A 16,247-nucleotide genomic window follows, 5' to 3' on the forward strand; every position below is an offset into this window, starting at 1 on the left:
GGGTATTCACAAAAGCTCATTCTGAACACAAAACTGACATATTACTGGTAGGTTATTAGTAGGAATTTAATCTTCTAATGTTTGAAAGATTTACAGAAAAGGCTATAAAGGTCATCATGCTTGCTCAAGAGGAAGCTAGAAGACTTGGTCATAATTTTGTTGGAACTGAACAAATTCTTTTGGGGTTAATTGGAGAAGGAACTGGGGTCGCAGCGAAAGTACTTAAATCACTAGGAGTTAATTTAAAAGACTCAAGGATAGAGGTGGAAAAGATAATAGGCAGAGGATCAGGTTTTGTAGCTGTAGAAATACCTTTTACACCTAGGGCTAAAAGAGTTTTAGAACTGTCTTTAGAAGAGGCTCGTCAACTTGGCCACAATTACATTGGTACGGAACATTTATTGTTAGGTTTAATAAGAGAAGGTGAAGGTGTAGCTGCAAGAGTTCTTGAAAATCTTAATATTGACCTTACAAAAGTTAGAACTCAAGTTATAAGGATGCTTGGTGAAACAGCCGAAGTTGGCACAGGGACTAATACAACCAAGGGCAACTTAAAAACTGCTACTCTTGATGAATTCGGAACAAATTTAACAAAATTAGCAAGTGAATCAAAATTAGATCCAGTCGTTGGACGCCATTCAGAGATAGACCGTGTAGTTCAAATACTAGGTAGGAGGACAAAAAATAATCCTGTTCTTATTGGGGAGCCAGGTGTAGGTAAAACAGCTATCGCAGAAGGTTTAGCTCAAAGAATACAAACTGGGGATATTCCAGACATACTTGAAGATAAAAGAGTTTTGACTCTTGATATAGGTCTTTTAGTAGCAGGAACAAAATATAGAGGTGAATTTGAAGAAAGGTTAAAAAAAATAATGGAAGAAATTAAATCAGCAGGTAACGTTATTCTTGTTATAGATGAAGTACATACTTTAATTGGGGCTGGTGCGGCTGAAGGGGCTATAGATGCAGCAAATATACTCAAGCCAGCATTAGCTAGAGGGGAACTTCAATGTATTGGAGCAACAACTCTTGATGAATATAGAAAACATATTGAAAGAGATGCTGCTCTAGAAAGAAGATTCCAGCCTGTAATGGTAGGTGAACCATCTATAGAAGATACAATAGAAATTTTAAAAGGTCTAAGAGAGCGTTACGAACAACATCATCGTCTAAAAATTACTGATGATGCGCTAGAAGCCGCCGCTCATTTAGGGGATCGTTATATATCTGACAGATTTTTACCGGATAAGGCCATTGACCTCATCGACGAGGCTGGAAGTAGAGTACGTTTAATAAATTCTAAACTTCCGCCTGAAGCAAAACAAATAGATAGAGAACTAAGACAAGTCCAAAAACAGAAGGAAGAATCTGTAAGAGATCAAAATTTCGATCAAGCCGGCCAATTACGTGAAAAAGAGATGGAATTGTCTGCAAAAATTAAAGAGGTATTGGATAATAAAAAAGAAACTGCGGCTGGAGATCAAACTGATGTTGATAATTCTGTAAAAAGTGATTCAAAACTTTTACAAAGCCCCCTTGTTAGTGAAGAGGATGTAGCACATATTGTTGCCTCATGGACAGGTGTTCCTGTTCAAAAATTAACAGAAACTGAATCAGTCAAGCTTCTTAATATGGAGGAAACACTTCACCAAAGGCTAATTGGGCAAGATGAAGCTGTAAAGGCTGTTTCAAGAGCTATAAGAAGAGCAAGAGTTGGATTAAAAAATCCTAATAGACCTATCGCAAGTTTTATTTTCTCTGGTCCTACTGGTGTTGGTAAAACTGAATTGACTAAATCTTTAGCTTCCTATTTCTTCGGTAGTGAAGAAGCAATGATCAGATTAGATATGTCAGAATTTATGGAAAGACATACAGTTAGTAAACTTATAGGTTCGCCTCCTGGTTATGTTGGTTTTAATGAAGGTGGTCAGCTTACTGAAGCTGTTAGAAGACGTCCTTATACCGTTGTTTTATTTGATGAGGTAGAAAAGGCTCATCCAGATGTCTTCAACTTATTATTGCAACTACTTGAAGACGGAAGATTAACTGATTCCAAAGGAAGGACTGTAGATTTTAAAAATACATTGTTAATCATGACCTCTAATATTGGTTCAAAAGTTATCGAGAAAGGAGGCGGTGGACTAGGATTCGAATTCTCAGGTGATTCAGTTGAAGATAGCCAATATAATAGAATTAAATCACTAGTTAATGAAGAACTTAAACAATACTTTAGGCCTGAATTTTTAAATAGACTTGATGAAATAATTGTTTTCAGACAACTAACTAAAAATGAAGTTAAAGAAATTGCTGAAATTATGTTGCAAGAAGTTTTTGTTAGATTACAAGATAAAGGCATTAAATTAAATGTCACCGATGCTTTCAAAGAAAGACTTGTTGAAGAAGGTTATAATCCTTCATATGGAGCAAGACCTTTGAGAAGGGCAGTTATGCGTTTACTCGAAGATAGTTTGGCTGAAGAAGTTCTTTCTGGGAGAATAAAAGATGGAGATAATGCTTTAGTTGATATAGATGATAATAAAAAAGTTACAATAAATATTTCTTCTGAAGAATCTTCTCAAGAACTAGCAGGTGCTAACTTCTAATCATTCAAATTAAATATGCAGTCAATCTCTCCAGAAACTATATATAGGGGAAATTATGCTTGGGAAGAATCTTTACCTAAGATTACTAAAATAACAAAAAGTCCATTAATTCTAGGTAGAGGGGTTCAAACGAATAATTTAAGAAATAATATTTTTAATGATTTAAAAAATCAAAATCTAAATGTTAATTCTGCTAATTTACACTTTGATTGTTGTCACGAAGATATTTCAAGAGTAAAGAATATCATTTCAAATAATAATAATGATTCTGTTATCGCAGCTGGAGGTGGAAAAGTTCTAGATTCTGGAAAATATATAGCTGATTCTCTAGATATCCCTTGTATTACAGTCCCTCTTAGCGCCTCTACATGTGCAGGTTGGACAGCTTTATCAAATATATATACTAAGCATGGTCAATTCATAAAGGATGTCGCATTAAGATCTTGTCCGAAAATACTAGTTTTTGATCATAAATTTATTCAAACAGCTCCATCAAGAACACTTGCAAGTGGCATAGCAGATGCGTTGGCAAAATGGTACGAATCTTCAATAACAAGCTCAAAAATAGATGATGGTCTTGTTCAACAAGCAATTCAGATATCAAGAGTTTTAAGAGATCAACTATTAATTGATGGAGGAAAAGCATTTAAGGGTCAATTTGAAAATAATCCATCTTGGCAAAATACTGTAGAGGCATGTGGACTTACAGCAGGATTAGTTGGCGGTATTGGTGGAGAAAAATGTAGGACTGCAGCAGCACATGCTATTCATAATGCAATTACTCAGATAATCACTCCTAATGAATTCTTACATGGTGAGATTGTTGGGGTTGGATTATTATTGCAACTAAAACTAGAAGAAATGAAAAATAATAATAAATTAGCTGATCAATTAATTAAACAATTATTTGTACTTATGAAAGAATTGAATTTGCCAACTACTATCGGACAACTTGGAATAAATGTTTTTGAAAATAATAATTTAGAGAAAATTGCTGATTTTACTTGTCGAGATAAATCGGAGATTCACTTTTTGCCTTTTGAAATTAATAAAAGAGATATAATAGAGGTTATTTCAAATTTTGAGCAACAAAAAATTAAAACATAAATATTTTTTGACTAATAATAATTTTGAACAATTAAGTGATTTAAATGCAGAATTTTTTGAAAGTGCCAAATTATCACTATTAGATCCTTTAGGTCTTTATTTGGCAAATGATGTTAAGTGGATAAAACTCAGCCAAAATTGGAACTCCTTAAAATTCCCAGTAGTTATGGGAGGAAAGGGCCAACCTATAATTCTTCTTCATGGCTTTGATAGTAGTTTTTTAGAATTCAGAAGAATATATAAATCACTAAAAAGAAATTTTCAAGTTATTATTCCTGATCTTCTGGGTTTTGGTTTTAGTCCCAGGTGCGCAACAAATGAATACAATTCCTCGAAAATAATTTCTCATTTAATTGATCTCCTTAAGACATTAAAAATAACAAAGAATCTAAAAATTATAGGTGCCTCTATGGGGGGCTCAACAGCTTTAAAACTTGCTTATGAAATTCCTGATTCTATTGATAAAATTATCCTTTTGTCCCCTGCCGGATTGTTTGGAGAACCTAAGAGTATTCCTTTTCCTCTTAACCAAATTGGCGCCTCATTTCTTGGATTGCCTCAGGTCAGAAAAAGTCTTTGTAGGCAAGCATTTGCTTTCCCAGATGAATGCGTTGGTAAGATGGAAGAGCAAATTGCTTCAATTCATTTAGGTTGTAAAGGATGGAGGAATTCACTTGCATCATTTGCAAAAAGTGGTGGGTTTGCAGGAACTCAAAAATATATTCAAAATATACCAACTAAAACATTATGTGGAGAAAATGATCGAATTCTTGGAAAAAAAGAGATTAAAAAAATAGGAAATATCGAAAAATTAAATTTTGTAGGGTTACAAAATTGCGGTCATCTTCCACATATAGATCTTCCATCATTATCTAGTAAAATTATCCAAGATTATTTTTTGGAATAAAAGATTTCTTAATTAATTTAGATACTTGAGAATTATAAAAATATAGTACAAAACAGATGGAGTAAAGATGTAACTGTCAATTCTGTCAAGAATCCCTCCATGTCCGGGTAAAAAAGTTCCGGAATCTTTTATTTTTGCGTCTCTCTTCATCATAGATTCAATTAAATCTCCAACTAATGCCATAAGAGAAATTGAAATTCCATAAATTGTTCCAACAATTAATGGATTTTCCCAATTCATTAAAAATGCGAAAAATATTGCTAGTAAAATTGAACAGGATATTCCTCCAATTAAACCTTCTATAGTTTTGCTCGGAGATATTGGAGATAGAGATGTTTTACCAAATGACTTCCCAATGAAATAAGAACCAATATCACTAGCTACAATTAAAAAACAAGAAGTTAAAGTTAAATGAAGACCTGTAGTATTTGATAAGTTTTCAAGCGACATAAAACCCTGAGTTGAATCTATTATCACTGAATCTAATCCCCTTAACTTAATCCAGTAACTGGGTAAAAAACCTAAATAGAATAATCCAAAAATAGATGCTGCAATATCTGAAATTGTCCCAGGTTTTGGTTGCAAAAGTAACCAAGTACATATTCCAACTGAACAGATAGGCAAAATTGAATTTGAGATTTCGCCTTCAAGCACACCAATGGTCTCAAGATAGGTAGAAACTATAATAATAAAGGACGAAAATAATGTAGTTTTTGTAGCTGGTCTTATTCCTTTAAATTCTGCCATTCTAAAAAATTCTAATAATGCTAAATATGTAAGCAACGCAGTTGCCAACGTAAAAAACCATCCCCCCAACAAAACAACAATTAAACCAAAAATTCCTATAATTAATCCGCTTCTTAATCTCATATGAAATTGCTATGTTTCTAAGACTCTTATATTAAAATTTACCAGATCCTTGTTACATAAACTTTGATTATTTATCCAATTAAACCTATCTATATCAATTTTTTCGCCAGGAACTAGTAAAGGTATCCCAGGAGGATAAGGGCAAATAATATCTCCAGATATTTTATTTAATGATTGTGAGAAAGGAATATTCCGACTCTTACTTCTCCAAGCAATTCCAATTTCGATTTCGGGAGCTTGAACTAATTTAAAGGGCGATCTGAGCACTTCTAAACTTTTTGATTTTTTGGAATTTAATAGTAATTTTCTCCATAACTTTTCAAATAAATTAAGAAAATCTTTTTGATTTCCAAATCCCAAGCAAAAAGTGAGAGTCATCATTTCTGGCAATTCGGCAATAAGGCCATTTTTATAAAAAAATTTATCAGCAGCAAAACCATCAATCCCAGCCTCAGAGGTATTTACTACAATTTTTAGGGGGTCTTGAGTTTCTATGAGAGGAATATTTCTTTGAATTAATTTTTTATAGATACTTTTTGCCTCTAATATTCTTTTTTGATATTTTGATAAACTTTTTTTATTAAGCCAGTCCCGAATAGACTCTTCACAAGAAGAAAGTAATAAGGAACTTGGACTGGTAGTTTGAAGCAAATTAATACTTTTGATTAAATTACCTTCATTTATTAGATTGCCTTTGTACCAAAGTACCGCCGTTTGAGTTAATCCATTGAGCGACTTATGCAATGAATTAACGACTAAATCAGCGTTTGAGGATAAGGCCGGTTCTGGCAGATTAAGGTTTTCACAAAAAAGGAAATATGAACCATGGGCTTCATCAACTAAAACAGGTAAATTTTTTTGATGACAACAATCTATTAAAGGCTCTAAATCACTGGCATAACCATGATAAGAGGGATTTACAAGAATAACCCCTGCAATTTTATTCTCATCAAAATTTAATTTTTTAAATACATTTTCCAACCAAATTTTTGTAATTGGTTTGTAATGACCGGTTTCGGTTGAATACTCTAGGTCAAAAAATATTGGATTTATATTCTGCATCGCACAGATTTTTATAACACTTATATGAACATTTCTAGGCATTAGGATATTTTCGCCTGGATTTGCCATTGCGATTACTGCCGATTGTATTAATCCGGAAGCTCCATTAACTCCAAAAAAACATCCTTTAGCTCCAAATTTGTGGGAGAATTCTCTTTGAGATTTAGCAATCAATCCGCTTTGGGATAGTGGGGAACCTATCTCTGGTAGTTCGGGCAGGTCCCAATACCCGGGTGGATATTTTAATAACTTTACTAATTTCTTTGGTAAAGCTGCCCCTCTGTTATGAGCGGGAAAGAATAAAGACTTTAAAAACTTTTTAGTCAGAAAGGATGAAATGCTCATAAAGTATTATTGACATATATAGAATGGTCTACATGGTAATGTTTTTTGATACTTTTTAACTTTAATGAAAAGTTCTTATTCGAAATATTCAGCAAAATATGACTTATTTTGGTTAATTTTGAGACCATGGATCTTTATCCCAAGAGTTTTATATATCCTTTTAACTTTTATTTTTCTTTTTTTAAGAATACTTTTTCAAGGTAACAGTAAAAATAAAAATGTACAAAAAAATCTCTCGAAATATCTTTTTGATGTAATAACAGATTTAGGCCCTTGTTTCATCAAATTAGGCCAAGCACTCTCAACTAGACCAGATCTTGTTAGACAAGATTGGCTTACAGAACTTACAAAATTACAAGATAATCTCCCAGCATTTGATCACAAAATTGCGTTAAAAATCATTGAAGAGGAACTTGGAACCCCTGCTGATGAATTATTTGAAGAGTTTCCAGATAGTCCTATTGCTTCAGCAAGCTTAGGTCAAGTTTATAAAGCAAAATTAAATAATTCTTATCTAGCTGTGAAAGTACAGCGGCCAAATTTATACTTTCTCATAAGAAGGGATGTTGTAATTTTAAGGTTTTTAGGAACTTTTTTATCCCCACTTTTACCTTTAAATATAGGTGTTGGAATTGGAGAAATAATAGATGAATTCGGTAAGGCACTTTTTGATGAAATTGACTATCAAAAAGAGGCCGAAAATGCTTTGCGATTTGCTAATTTATTTAAAGAAAACCCAAATATTTTTATACCTAAATTAGAAAAACAGTTTTCTTCCAAAAAGGTAATCACAACTTCTTGGATTGATGGAGTTAAGTTAAGAGATCGAGCTTTACTAGAGGAAAATAACTTAATACCTGCTTCGTTTATAAAAACATGTGTAATTAGTGGACTGCAGCAATTATTTGAATTTGGATATTTTCATGCAGACCCACATCCTGGAAATATGTTTGCTCTAAAAGGAGGAAATGCAGATTGTGGAAATTTAGCTTATGTTGATTTCGGAATGATGGATACTATTACAAATTCAGATAGACTTACTCTTATTAAGGCAATTGTTCACATAATAAATGAAGAATATTATCTCCTAGCAGAAGATTTCCAGAAATTAGGTTTTTTAACCAAAGAACAAGATCTTCAAAAACTTGTTGAACCATTAAAAGAAGTTCTAGGAGGATCTTTTGGCGCTGAGGTTGGTAATTTTAATCTTAAAAATGTAACTGACAAATTCTCAAAACTAATGTATTCCTATCCTTTCAGAGTTCCCAGTAGGTTTGCCTTAATAATAAGAGCCGTAGTTAGTCAAGAAGGTTTAGCACTAAGGTTAGATCCTGAATTTAAAATTTTAAAAATAGCTTATCCATATATTGCTAAAAAACTATTGACCGATAATTCTGATGAGATTTTAGACATCCTTTTAGAAGTCGTTTTTGATAAAAAAGGTCAAATCCAAGTAGAAAAAGTTGAAAGTTTATTAAATATTTTATTTAGAGATTCAGAAAATATTAATTCAGATCTGATACCCGTTGCGAACGCTGGATTGAAATTATTTGTCAGTAAAAAAGGATCCGAAGTTAGGAAGAATCTTCTTTTAAGTCTTATAAAAGATGAAAAATTAGAATTTACTGATGCAAAAAAACTCTTAGCTTTAATTAGAGATACTTTTAGCCCTCTGAATATTGCAAAAAGTGCAGTACAAAATATTATTTCTACAGTTTAGTTTATATTTAATTTGATTAACTTAATTATGATTTTAATTCGATTAGAATTGGATGTAATGTTTAAAAAATAAGAAGTAAAAAGTATTATTTTTTTTTTGGAAATTAAATGAATATTTTGAAAAATCTCTTTTTACTTAACAAAAAATCTGAAAAAAATAAAGATTTAATTTCTGGACTGGTTGATCAATATACTGAAATTTCAAAGTTAGTAAAAGAAGCAAGAATGCAACAAAACCTTACAGTTAAAGAATTGTCATACATTTCAAAAATTCCTGAACGAATAATAAACTCTATTGAAAATAATAATAAAAATATTAGGCCAGATTATCCTTTTATAAGATCTATTCTAATTAAATTAGAGGAATGCTTAGTATTAAAAAAAAATACATTATTAGATTTAGCAGTTAAGGAAAGAAAAATTTTAAAGAAAGAGGGAAAGAAATTTGTGTTCAGGAAATTCGATCTTATCAATACATGGCAAGGAAGTCTTTTGTATTTTTTTATATTAGTTCTAACTATATTTTTATTGAAGAGATACTTTATTTTAAATGTAAATGTCATAGAGATTCAAAATATTGAAAATCAAATCATTGATAAATAATTTTTAACAAGATCTACTTTATAGTTCTCCCAAAATTATTTCCTAGCTCGCTAAACATTCTTATATTATCTTCTATTTCTTCTAAAGGACGATTTAACTTCCATTTCCAGTTATTTTTTGTGGTCCCAGGTTTGTTTAATCTACTTGAATCGTCTAGAGATAATAGATCTTGTAATGGGGCGATAAAGAGATTAGCATTTGTCTCCATCCCAATTTCGATTAAATCCCAAGAAGGATTCTCTGCAAATTTATACTCATCTTTTATTCTTTTTTTGGATTCATAATCTAAATTTTCCCACCATGAAAGAGAAGTAGAGTTGTCGTGAGTACCTGTATAAACAACCCAATTTTCTCCTTCAATATTTTTGGGCAAATAAGGATTATCTTCATTGCCATCGAAAGCGAATTGTAATATTTTCATGCCAGGCAGTTCAAAATTTTCCCTTAAATTCTCTACATCTGGAGTTATTACTCCTAGATCCTCCGCAATAATTGGTAGATAGTTAACCCCTAGATCCTTTTTTACTTTATTTAATAATGTTTTACCTGGAGAATTTATCCATTTGCCAATAATTGCTGTTTTAGAACTGCCACTAACTCTCCAGTAACCTGCTAAACCCCTGAAATGATCAAATCTTAATATGTCCACAAGTTCAAATTGTCTTTGAAATCTTTTTCTCCACCAATTGAAACTAGTCCTTTTATGCTTTGACCAAAAGTAAGTTGGGGTACCCCATAATTGTCCTGTTGAAGAAAAATAATCAGGTGGAACACCACTTTGAAAGATTAAATCTCCATTTTTAAAAATTGAAAATAATGATTTATTACTCCACACATCTGCACTGTCTCTGGAGACATAAAAAGGCAAATCTCCTATCAGCTTAATATTTCTTGAGTTTGCAAAGGTTTTAATGTCGCTCCATTGCTCATCAAGATGCCACTGTATTAATTTTTTAATAAGTATTTCTTCACTTTTTTTCTTAATCCACGATTTTAAGAAACTTTTATTTTTTATTTTAAATTCTTTAGGCCATTCCCACCAAGGCAACATATTAAATTCTTCTCTTATAACAACAAATGTTGCATAATCCTCAACCCAAGAATTTTTACTGATCCATTTGTTGAAGTTTATTTTTCTTTCTTCAGATTGTGAACTCCAACCTTGCAAAAGGAGGAGACCTAATTTCTTTGTTAAGTCATCAGCAATATCAAATTCAAAATGATCTTTATTCTGATTAGTTGGAACTAGATTTTCTTTATCTGAAATGAAGATAAAACCTTTTTCGATTAAATCATCTATATCCAAAAACCATGGGTTTAGTGCAAAACTAGATGGGGAGCTATATGGAGAACCAGTAGAGTCAGTAGGTGTAAGAGGTAAAAATTGCCAGTATTCAATTCCATGCTTATGTAGTTTTTTAATCCACTCTTTAGCTCCTTTACCAAAAGTTCCACATACTCTTCCTCCTGGAATAGATGTTGGATGCATAAGTACGCCTAATGATTTTTTTGCAATAATTGAATCTTTAGGCATGTTTAAATATTTTTTGATCCTTTACACTTAAAGTGTTTTTGATTCTCTAAATTCAACCATATACAAATTTTATTTAATTGACAAATATCATGCCTAGTTTTAAGTCTAAAAAAAAATTTCTAATTTTTAATAAACAATTTTTTGCTTAATTGATGTAAATTTTGAAAACATCTAGTCATTATCTTTTGCGAAATTCACATAAACGACTACGATAAGAATATGGTTTTATGGTGCAAATTTCGTGACAAGTTTTATCACGGCAATGCAGAATAAAGAATCGAACTTTAATCTAACTAACAGTAGATTAAGGCTTGTAAGTGGAACAACAAATCCTAAATTAGCTGAAGAAATTGCATCATACTTAGGTATTAAAAATGTACCTTTAATATCTAAAAGATTTGCAGATGGAGAACTTTATGTTCAGATTCAGCAATCTATTAGAGGTTGCGATGTATTCCTTATCCAACCTACGTGCGCTCCTGTAAACGATAGTTTAATGGAGCTTATGATAATGGTGGACGCATGTAAGAGAGCGTCTGCAAGACAAATAACGGCTGTAATTCCTTATTTTGGATATGCAAGGGCAGATAGGAAGACCTCAGGAAGAGAGTCAATAACTGCAAAACTAACTGCTAATTTACTAGAGAAATCAGGAGTTGATAGAGTTCTTGCTATGGACTTACACTCGGCTCAAATACAAGGCTACTTTGATATACCATGCGATCATATTTACGGCTCACCTGTATTAATTGATTATCTAGAAACTTTAAATCTAGAAGAAATAGTTGTAGTCTCTCCTGATGTAGGCGGGGTGGCAAGAGCAAGAGCATTTGCAAAATTAATGAATGATGCGCCCTTGGCTATCATAGATAAACGAAGATCTGCTCATAATATCGCAGAAAGTCTAACCGTTATTGGTGAAGTCAAAGGTAAAACAGCTATTCTTATAGACGACATGATAGACACCGGAGGTACAATTTGTTCTGGGGCAAATTTACTAAAAAAAGAAGGAGCTAATAGAATATTTGCATGTGCCTCACATGCTGTATTTTCTCCTCCTTCTTATGAAAGATTAAGTACAAAGAATCTTTTCGAACAAGTTATTGTGACTAATAGCATACCAGTTATACATAAAGATAATTTTCCTCAGTTAAAAGTTCTTTCTGTCGCAAATATGCTGGGGGAAGCTATTTGGAGAATCCACGAAGAAAGTTCTGTTAGTTCTATGTTTAGATAAAAGAAATTATTTTTTTATAACCCTTGTAATTTCTTGAGTCTTTCAGTTTCAATTTTAAATTGTTTTTCTATTTTTTCAGGAACATTATCTGGACATACTTGAAGAGCTGATTCAACTAATTGCAGAGATGCAATAAATTGTAATTGTTTCATATCAACTGTTTGTTCTTTCTTCTTCTCTATTATTTTCCCTCCATGTTTTTGTGATACTACTGATGCGAACGTTGCTGAGGCAACGTTTAATGTTTTTGGGAAATCTAAATCAAATCCTTTTCTTGTCGCATTACATAGAAATGAAACACCCATCCCATGATATAAATCTAAATCATTTTTATTGGCAGGTGAATTTTTAACATTTGCATTTACTTTATTAAATTCATTATTTGCATCAAAGAAAAAATATGAAAAAATTAGAGGGATTGCAAAAATTCTAGAAATTTTAAAACTCATATTTGATTTATTTTTATTCATATCACTTAAAGATAACATTTTTTATTTTTTAAATTAAATCTGCCAACAGAATTTATTTAATAATTTTAATTTCGTGATGATTTTCTACTATTTTAAGCATATCTTTGTTCCATGAATATATAACTCTAAATCTATAATTATCAGAATCTACAAGTCTTGTATGTTCAAGAATATACCAATCTTTGTAAGAAGATTCAAAAATCATTTCGTGTTCGTCGACTTGCTTAATATTTGAAATACCTTCATCATTACTTAAATAAAAATTTTCCCTCTTAAGTTGATGGCCTTTTAAAAATGCATGCATTTCTCCTCGTTCTTTATACTGGGGATTTTCGTCAAAGAAATTGTATTTTTTTTCTGGATACCAAGTAAATTTATAATGCGACTCCCATTCTGATTTACTCTCAAGAGCTTGAATATTTATATTCATAATTAAATTATAAGTTTTTTGTGCTTCATCGAGAAAATACGTTCTATTAGATTTCCATAATCCAATATTCCTAGAAAACCACCTTTTTAAATTGCTATTTAAATTGATTTCAGGAGGGTTTTCACCAAAATGTGAATTTTTCTTTGGATTAATAGCAACCATTTATAAAAAAGTCATATTTATTTAATAGCCTATATGTAAAATAAAAAAAAATATCTTAAGGTGTTTATAAGGATTAACAGCTTTTCAACACTTCAGAGGAATTCATTTGAATGATAAAAAAGAGCTAAAACTAATACTTATAGCAGCTAGAAATCAACTTTCTAGTAGTGATATTAAGTCCCTAATAGCTTACTTAGAATCAGATGATTGTGAATTTAAGATATCTCTTCAGATCTCTGAACCCACAGAGCAGCCAGAATTACTTGAACTACATAGATTAGTCGCTATTCCTGCTCTTATAAAGCTTTCCCCAGCTCCAAAGCAAATATTTGCTGGAAGTAATATTTTCTCTCAATTGCAAAAATGGTTACCAAGGTGGTCACAGGAAGGCTTAACTAAAAATCTTGGCATTAATTTGCAGCCATCTAAAATTGATTCAATAAGAACTCAAAAAGAATTTCTATTGGAAGACGAACTTCTTGTTTTAAGACAAGAAAATGAGACATTAACAAAAAGAATAGAATCTCAGGAAAGATTATTAAGAATGGTCGCGCATGAATTAAGAACACCTTTAACTGCTGCTACCTTAGCTGTTCAAAGTCAAAAACTCGGACAAATAGATATTTCAAAATTACAGGAGGTAATTAAAAGAAGACTTGAAGAGATTGAACTCTTATCTCAAGATCTTTTGGAGGTTGGAACAACTAAATGGGAAGCATTATTTAATCCTCAGAAAATTGATTTAGGTAATATTAGTGCTGAAGTAATACTCGAATTAGAAAAATTCTGGAGATTAAGGAATATTGAAATTGATACTGATATTCCATCTGATCTGCCAAGTGTGTTTGCAGATCAAAGAAGAATGAGGCAAGTATTTTTAAATTTAATTGAAAATGCTATTAAATTTTCTAAAGATTCTGGATCTATAAAAATCACTATGATTCATAAGACAAATCAATGGGTAGAAATAACAATTTGTGACAAAGGTGCAGGTATTCCTTTGAGCGAACAAAAAAGAATTTTTCTTGATAGGGTTAGACTTCCCCAGACTTCTGAAGGAACTTCAGGATTTGGTATAGGGTTATCAGTATGTAGGAGAATAGTACAAGTCCATGGAGGAAGAATATGGGTGGTATCTGAAGTTGGAGAAGGTTCCTGCTTCCATTTCACAGTTCCTGTGTGGCAAGGACAAAACAAAGAGCAACAATACTTGACGAAAGGCTAGCCTTACTCTTAGTTTTTAATAAGCTGTTATGCTAATTTCCTGGCCCCATCGTCTAGAGGCCTAGGACACCTCCCTTTCACGGAGGCGACAGGGGTTCGAATCCCCTTGGGGCTATTAATTTAAATTTATAACGATCTTTTTGATGATTTTGCTTGCCTGTCTACGGCAATTAAATTTTCTGAAAGATCCTTTTTTAGTCTTTTCTCTATCATCCCTATTGGCATCCACTGACAACCTTGAACAGTAAGATCATAAATTAATGAGTTTGTTGAAGTATTTTTAATATTTTGAATTTTCCAACTACCCTCAAACTTTCTAAAATCTCCTTTTATTAAATTAAATTTTAAGAGGCCAAGCTCCTTATCCTCAAATAAATCTATAGTTACTTCAGCTGAAAACTTCATGCCAAGGAAATCCTGAGCTCCAACTTGTTTAAGATGGACATTATTTCCCTTCTGAAATATTTTTTTGCTCGATAAAAGATTTGGTATGTACAGATTTAGCCGATCATAATCTGTTAAAACACTCCACAAAGAATCAAAACTCGCAGAAGTTGTAAGTTGAGCTGCCAGTCGTCTTGTCCCGCCGGAAAACTTCTCCATCGTCTGCTCAATTGTCCTGTAATCATTGTTCTTAGAATGATCTTCTGATTCTTGAGGATTATTCATAAATGAATTTTTTAATTAGATAAAAAATTATTTCTGTGTAACTATACTGATAAAAACAACAAATACTGAAAAATTAAAATAATTTCTTTTATTTATCCCGATCTCAAAACGTAACCATTTTTGTAAAATCACTACAAATTAAACTACAAATTGATAATCTTTTATAAAAGAAATCTAAAAAATGTATTCACAAGCAAAAGTAATCGCAGGCGGATTAGCTCATATACCAGTAGTAATAGCTGTTTTTTATTTTATACTCACAACTTTTAATAAAAGAGCTTTAAAATTTGTTGAAGAAGCCAAAACAAAAAAACCTGAGTCAAAAGCTGTGGAACCTAAAAAAGTCGCTGTTTCAAAAATAGAAGCTCCAAAAGCAGAAGCTCCAAAAATAGTTAAGAAAAAACATGCAGATGTGCCAGTCAATATTTATCGTCCAAAAACACCATATGAGGGAACAGTCATTGAAAACTATAGTCTTCTCAAAGAGGGAGCAATTGGTAGAGTTAATCACATAACTTTCGACCTTAAAGATAGTGATCCATTTTTAAATTATGTAGAAGGTCAAAGTATTGGTATCATGCCTGCTGGTGAAGATGCTAATGGAAAACCTCATAAATTAAGACTATACTCAATAGCTAGCACTAGACATGGTGATGACTTTAATGGAAATACAGTTTCTCTTTGTGTAAGACAGCTTCAGTATGAAAAAGATGGTGAAACCATTAATGGTGTCTGCTCTACTTACTTATGTGATATTAAGCCTGGAGATAAAGTAAAAATAACAGGTCCTGTTGGTAAGGAAATGCTTCTCCCTGATGAAGAGGACGCAAACATTGTTATGTTGGCAACTGGAACAGGAATAGCACCAATGAGGGCTTATTTAAGAAGAATGTTCGAACCAACTGAAAAAGAAAAAAATAAATGGAATTTCAAAGGTAAAGCTTGGTTATTTATGGGCGCTCCAAAATCAGCTAATTTGTTATACGAAGAAGATCTTCAAAGATACATTGCTGAGAATCCAGATAATTTTAAATATACAAAAGCTATTAGTCGCGAGCAGCAAAATACAAAAGGTGGAAGAATGTACATTCAAGACAGAGTTTTAGAGTCAGCTAATGAACTGTTCAATATGATTGAAGATGAAAAGACACATATATATCTATGTGGATTAAAGGGTATGGAACCAGGAATAGATGAAGCAATGACTAAGGCAGCAGAAGAAAAAGGATTGAACTGGTCAGAATTAAGACCTCAACTAAAAAAAGCAGGAAGATGGCACGTAGAAACTTACTAAATCTTTGATAT

14 protein-coding genes and 1 tRNA gene are annotated in these 16,247 nt (G+C 32.0%); 9 read left to right on the forward strand and 6 right to left on the reverse strand.

All coding sequences use genetic code 11. The features are described 5' to 3' along the window. The first annotated feature begins 77 nt into the window (after positions 1–77). Genes BS621_RS08140 through BS621_RS08150 form a run of 3 tightly spaced genes read left to right on the forward strand, consistent with a single transcriptional unit; the run spans position 78 to position 4,617 of the window. Positions 78–2,603 carry an ATP-dependent Clp protease ATP-binding subunit gene (locus BS621_RS08140; RefSeq protein ID WP_077142462.1) on the forward strand — a complete coding sequence of 842 codons (2,526 nt, stop codon included), beginning with the start codon at positions 78–80 and terminating at the stop codon, positions 2,601–2,603. Positions 2,604–2,618: 15 nt separating this feature from the next. Next, complete coding sequence (locus tag BS621_RS08145) at positions 2,619–3,710, forward strand: iron-containing alcohol dehydrogenase (protein ID WP_077142463.1); 1,092 nt, start codon at positions 2,619–2,621, stop codon at positions 3,708–3,710. A gap of 7 nt (positions 3,711–3,717) precedes the next feature. Further along, positions 3,718–4,617 carry an alpha/beta fold hydrolase gene (locus BS621_RS08150; RefSeq protein WP_077142696.1) on the forward strand — a complete coding sequence of 300 codons (900 nt, stop codon included), beginning with the start codon at positions 3,718–3,720 and terminating at the stop codon, positions 4,615–4,617. Between the two features lie 12 nt (positions 4,618–4,629). Here BS621_RS08150 and BS621_RS08155 read toward each other — a convergent pair whose 3' ends face one another. Both BS621_RS08155 and BS621_RS08160 read right to left on the reverse strand, forming a co-directional pair. Continuing rightward, the gene (locus BS621_RS08155) at positions 4,630–5,487 is read right to left on the reverse strand and encodes a phosphatidate cytidylyltransferase (RefSeq protein ID WP_077142464.1); all 858 of its coding nucleotides are present in this window, start codon (positions 5,485–5,487) and stop codon (positions 4,630–4,632) included. A 9-nt stretch (positions 5,488–5,496) separates the two neighbouring features. Continuing rightward, positions 5,497–6,894 carry an aminotransferase class I/II-fold pyridoxal phosphate-dependent enzyme gene (locus BS621_RS08160; RefSeq protein WP_077142465.1) on the reverse strand — a complete coding sequence of 466 codons (1,398 nt, stop codon included), beginning with the start codon at positions 6,892–6,894 and terminating at the stop codon, positions 5,497–5,499. A 64-nt stretch (positions 6,895–6,958) separates the two neighbouring features. Here BS621_RS08160 and BS621_RS08165 point away from each other — a divergent pair, with 64 nt between their 5' ends. Both BS621_RS08165 and BS621_RS08170 read left to right on the forward strand, forming a co-directional pair. Continuing rightward, on the forward strand, positions 6,959–8,614 hold the full coding sequence (locus tag BS621_RS08165) for an ABC1 kinase family protein (protein WP_077142466.1): 1,656 nt from the start codon (positions 6,959–6,961) through the stop codon (positions 8,612–8,614). A gap of 107 nt (positions 8,615–8,721) precedes the next feature. Next, entirely contained in the window at positions 8,722–9,216 is a 495-nt protein-coding gene (locus tag BS621_RS08170) for a helix-turn-helix domain-containing protein (RefSeq protein WP_077142467.1), read from the forward strand. Positions 9,217–9,229: 13 nt separating this feature from the next. Here the strand turns inward: BS621_RS08170 and malQ are convergent, their stop codons facing one another. Then, the gene (gene malQ, locus BS621_RS08175; protein ID WP_077142468.1) at positions 9,230–10,750 is read right to left on the reverse strand and encodes a 4-alpha-glucanotransferase; all 1,521 of its coding nucleotides are present in this window, start codon (positions 10,748–10,750) and stop codon (positions 9,230–9,232) included. Positions 10,751–10,991: 241 nt separating this feature from the next. On the opposite strand from malQ, the gene BS621_RS08180 reads away from it, so the two are divergent. Beyond that, positions 10,992–11,987: a ribose-phosphate pyrophosphokinase gene (locus BS621_RS08180; protein WP_077142469.1), complete on the forward strand. Its 996-nt coding sequence runs from the start codon at positions 10,992–10,994 to the stop codon at positions 11,985–11,987. Between the two features lie 14 nt (positions 11,988–12,001). On the opposite strand, the gene BS621_RS08185 is transcribed toward BS621_RS08180, so the two are convergent. Both BS621_RS08185 and BS621_RS08190 read right to left on the reverse strand, forming a co-directional pair. Further along, on the reverse strand, positions 12,002–12,475 hold the full coding sequence (locus BS621_RS08185; RefSeq protein ID WP_225866696.1) for a Villin headpiece domain-containing protein: 474 nt from the start codon (positions 12,473–12,475) through the stop codon (positions 12,002–12,004). A 34-nt stretch (positions 12,476–12,509) separates the two neighbouring features. Continuing rightward, the gene (locus tag BS621_RS08190) at positions 12,510–13,049 is read right to left on the reverse strand and encodes a hypothetical protein (protein ID WP_077142470.1); all 540 of its coding nucleotides are present in this window, start codon (positions 13,047–13,049) and stop codon (positions 12,510–12,512) included. Between the two features lie 106 nt (positions 13,050–13,155). On the opposite strand from BS621_RS08190, the gene BS621_RS08195 reads away from it, so the two are divergent. After that, the gene (locus tag BS621_RS08195) at positions 13,156–14,274 is read left to right on the forward strand and encodes a histidine kinase (protein WP_077142471.1); all 1,119 of its coding nucleotides are present in this window, start codon (positions 13,156–13,158) and stop codon (positions 14,272–14,274) included. 41 nt (positions 14,275–14,315) lie between these two features. Further along, positions 14,316–14,388 (forward strand) — tRNA-Glu (locus BS621_RS08200). Between the two features lie 11 nt (positions 14,389–14,399). Here BS621_RS08200 and BS621_RS08205 read toward each other — a convergent pair. Then, positions 14,400–14,942 carry an SRPBCC family protein gene (locus BS621_RS08205; RefSeq protein ID WP_077142472.1) on the reverse strand — a complete coding sequence of 181 codons (543 nt, stop codon included), beginning with the start codon at positions 14,940–14,942 and terminating at the stop codon, positions 14,400–14,402. 181 nt (positions 14,943–15,123) lie between these two features. Here BS621_RS08205 and BS621_RS08210 point away from each other — a divergent pair, with 181 nt between their 5' ends. Next, positions 15,124–16,236, forward strand: coding sequence for an FAD-binding oxidoreductase (locus BS621_RS08210; protein ID WP_077142473.1), 1,113 nt, complete (start codon positions 15,124–15,126; stop codon positions 16,234–16,236). Positions 16,237–16,247 lie beyond the last annotated feature (11 nt).

The sequence above is a fragment of the Prochlorococcus sp. RS04 genome (genome assembly GCF_001989455.1).
In the GTDB taxonomy this organism is placed as follows: Bacteria; Cyanobacteriota; Cyanobacteriia; order PCC-6307; family Cyanobiaceae; genus Prochlorococcus_A.

Bases quoted from the DNA above. Each gene is read 5' to 3' on its own strand.
- BS621_RS08140 (WP_077142462.1), top strand. From the start codon at position 78: ATGTTTGAAAGATTTACAGAAAAGGCTATAAAGGTCATCATGCTTGCT.
- BS621_RS08145 (WP_077142463.1), top strand. From the start codon at position 2,619: ATGCAGTCAATCTCTCCAGAAACTATATATAGGGGAAATTATGCTTGG.
- BS621_RS08155 (WP_077142464.1), bottom strand. From the start codon at position 5,487: ATGAGATTAAGAAGCGGATTAATTATAGGAATTTTTGGTTTAATTGTT.
- BS621_RS08160 (WP_077142465.1), bottom strand. From the start codon at position 6,894: ATGAGCATTTCATCCTTTCTGACTAAAAAGTTTTTAAAGTCTTTATTC.
- BS621_RS08165 (WP_077142466.1), top strand. From the start codon at position 6,959: ATGAAAAGTTCTTATTCGAAATATTCAGCAAAATATGACTTATTTTGG.
- BS621_RS08170 (WP_077142467.1), top strand. From the start codon at position 8,722: ATGAATATTTTGAAAAATCTCTTTTTACTTAACAAAAAATCTGAAAAA.
- malQ (WP_077142468.1), bottom strand. From the start codon at position 10,750: ATGCCTAAAGATTCAATTATTGCAAAAAAATCATTAGGCGTACTTATG.
- BS621_RS08185 (WP_225866696.1), bottom strand. From the start codon at position 12,475: ATGTTATCTTTAAGTGATATGAATAAAAATAAATCAAATATGAGTTTT.
- BS621_RS08190 (WP_077142470.1), bottom strand. From the start codon at position 13,049: ATGGTTGCTATTAATCCAAAGAAAAATTCACATTTTGGTGAAAACCCT.
- BS621_RS08205 (WP_077142472.1), bottom strand. From the start codon at position 14,942: ATGAATAATCCTCAAGAATCAGAAGATCATTCTAAGAACAATGATTAC.
- BS621_RS08210 (WP_077142473.1), top strand. From the start codon at position 15,124: ATGTATTCACAAGCAAAAGTAATCGCAGGCGGATTAGCTCATATACCA.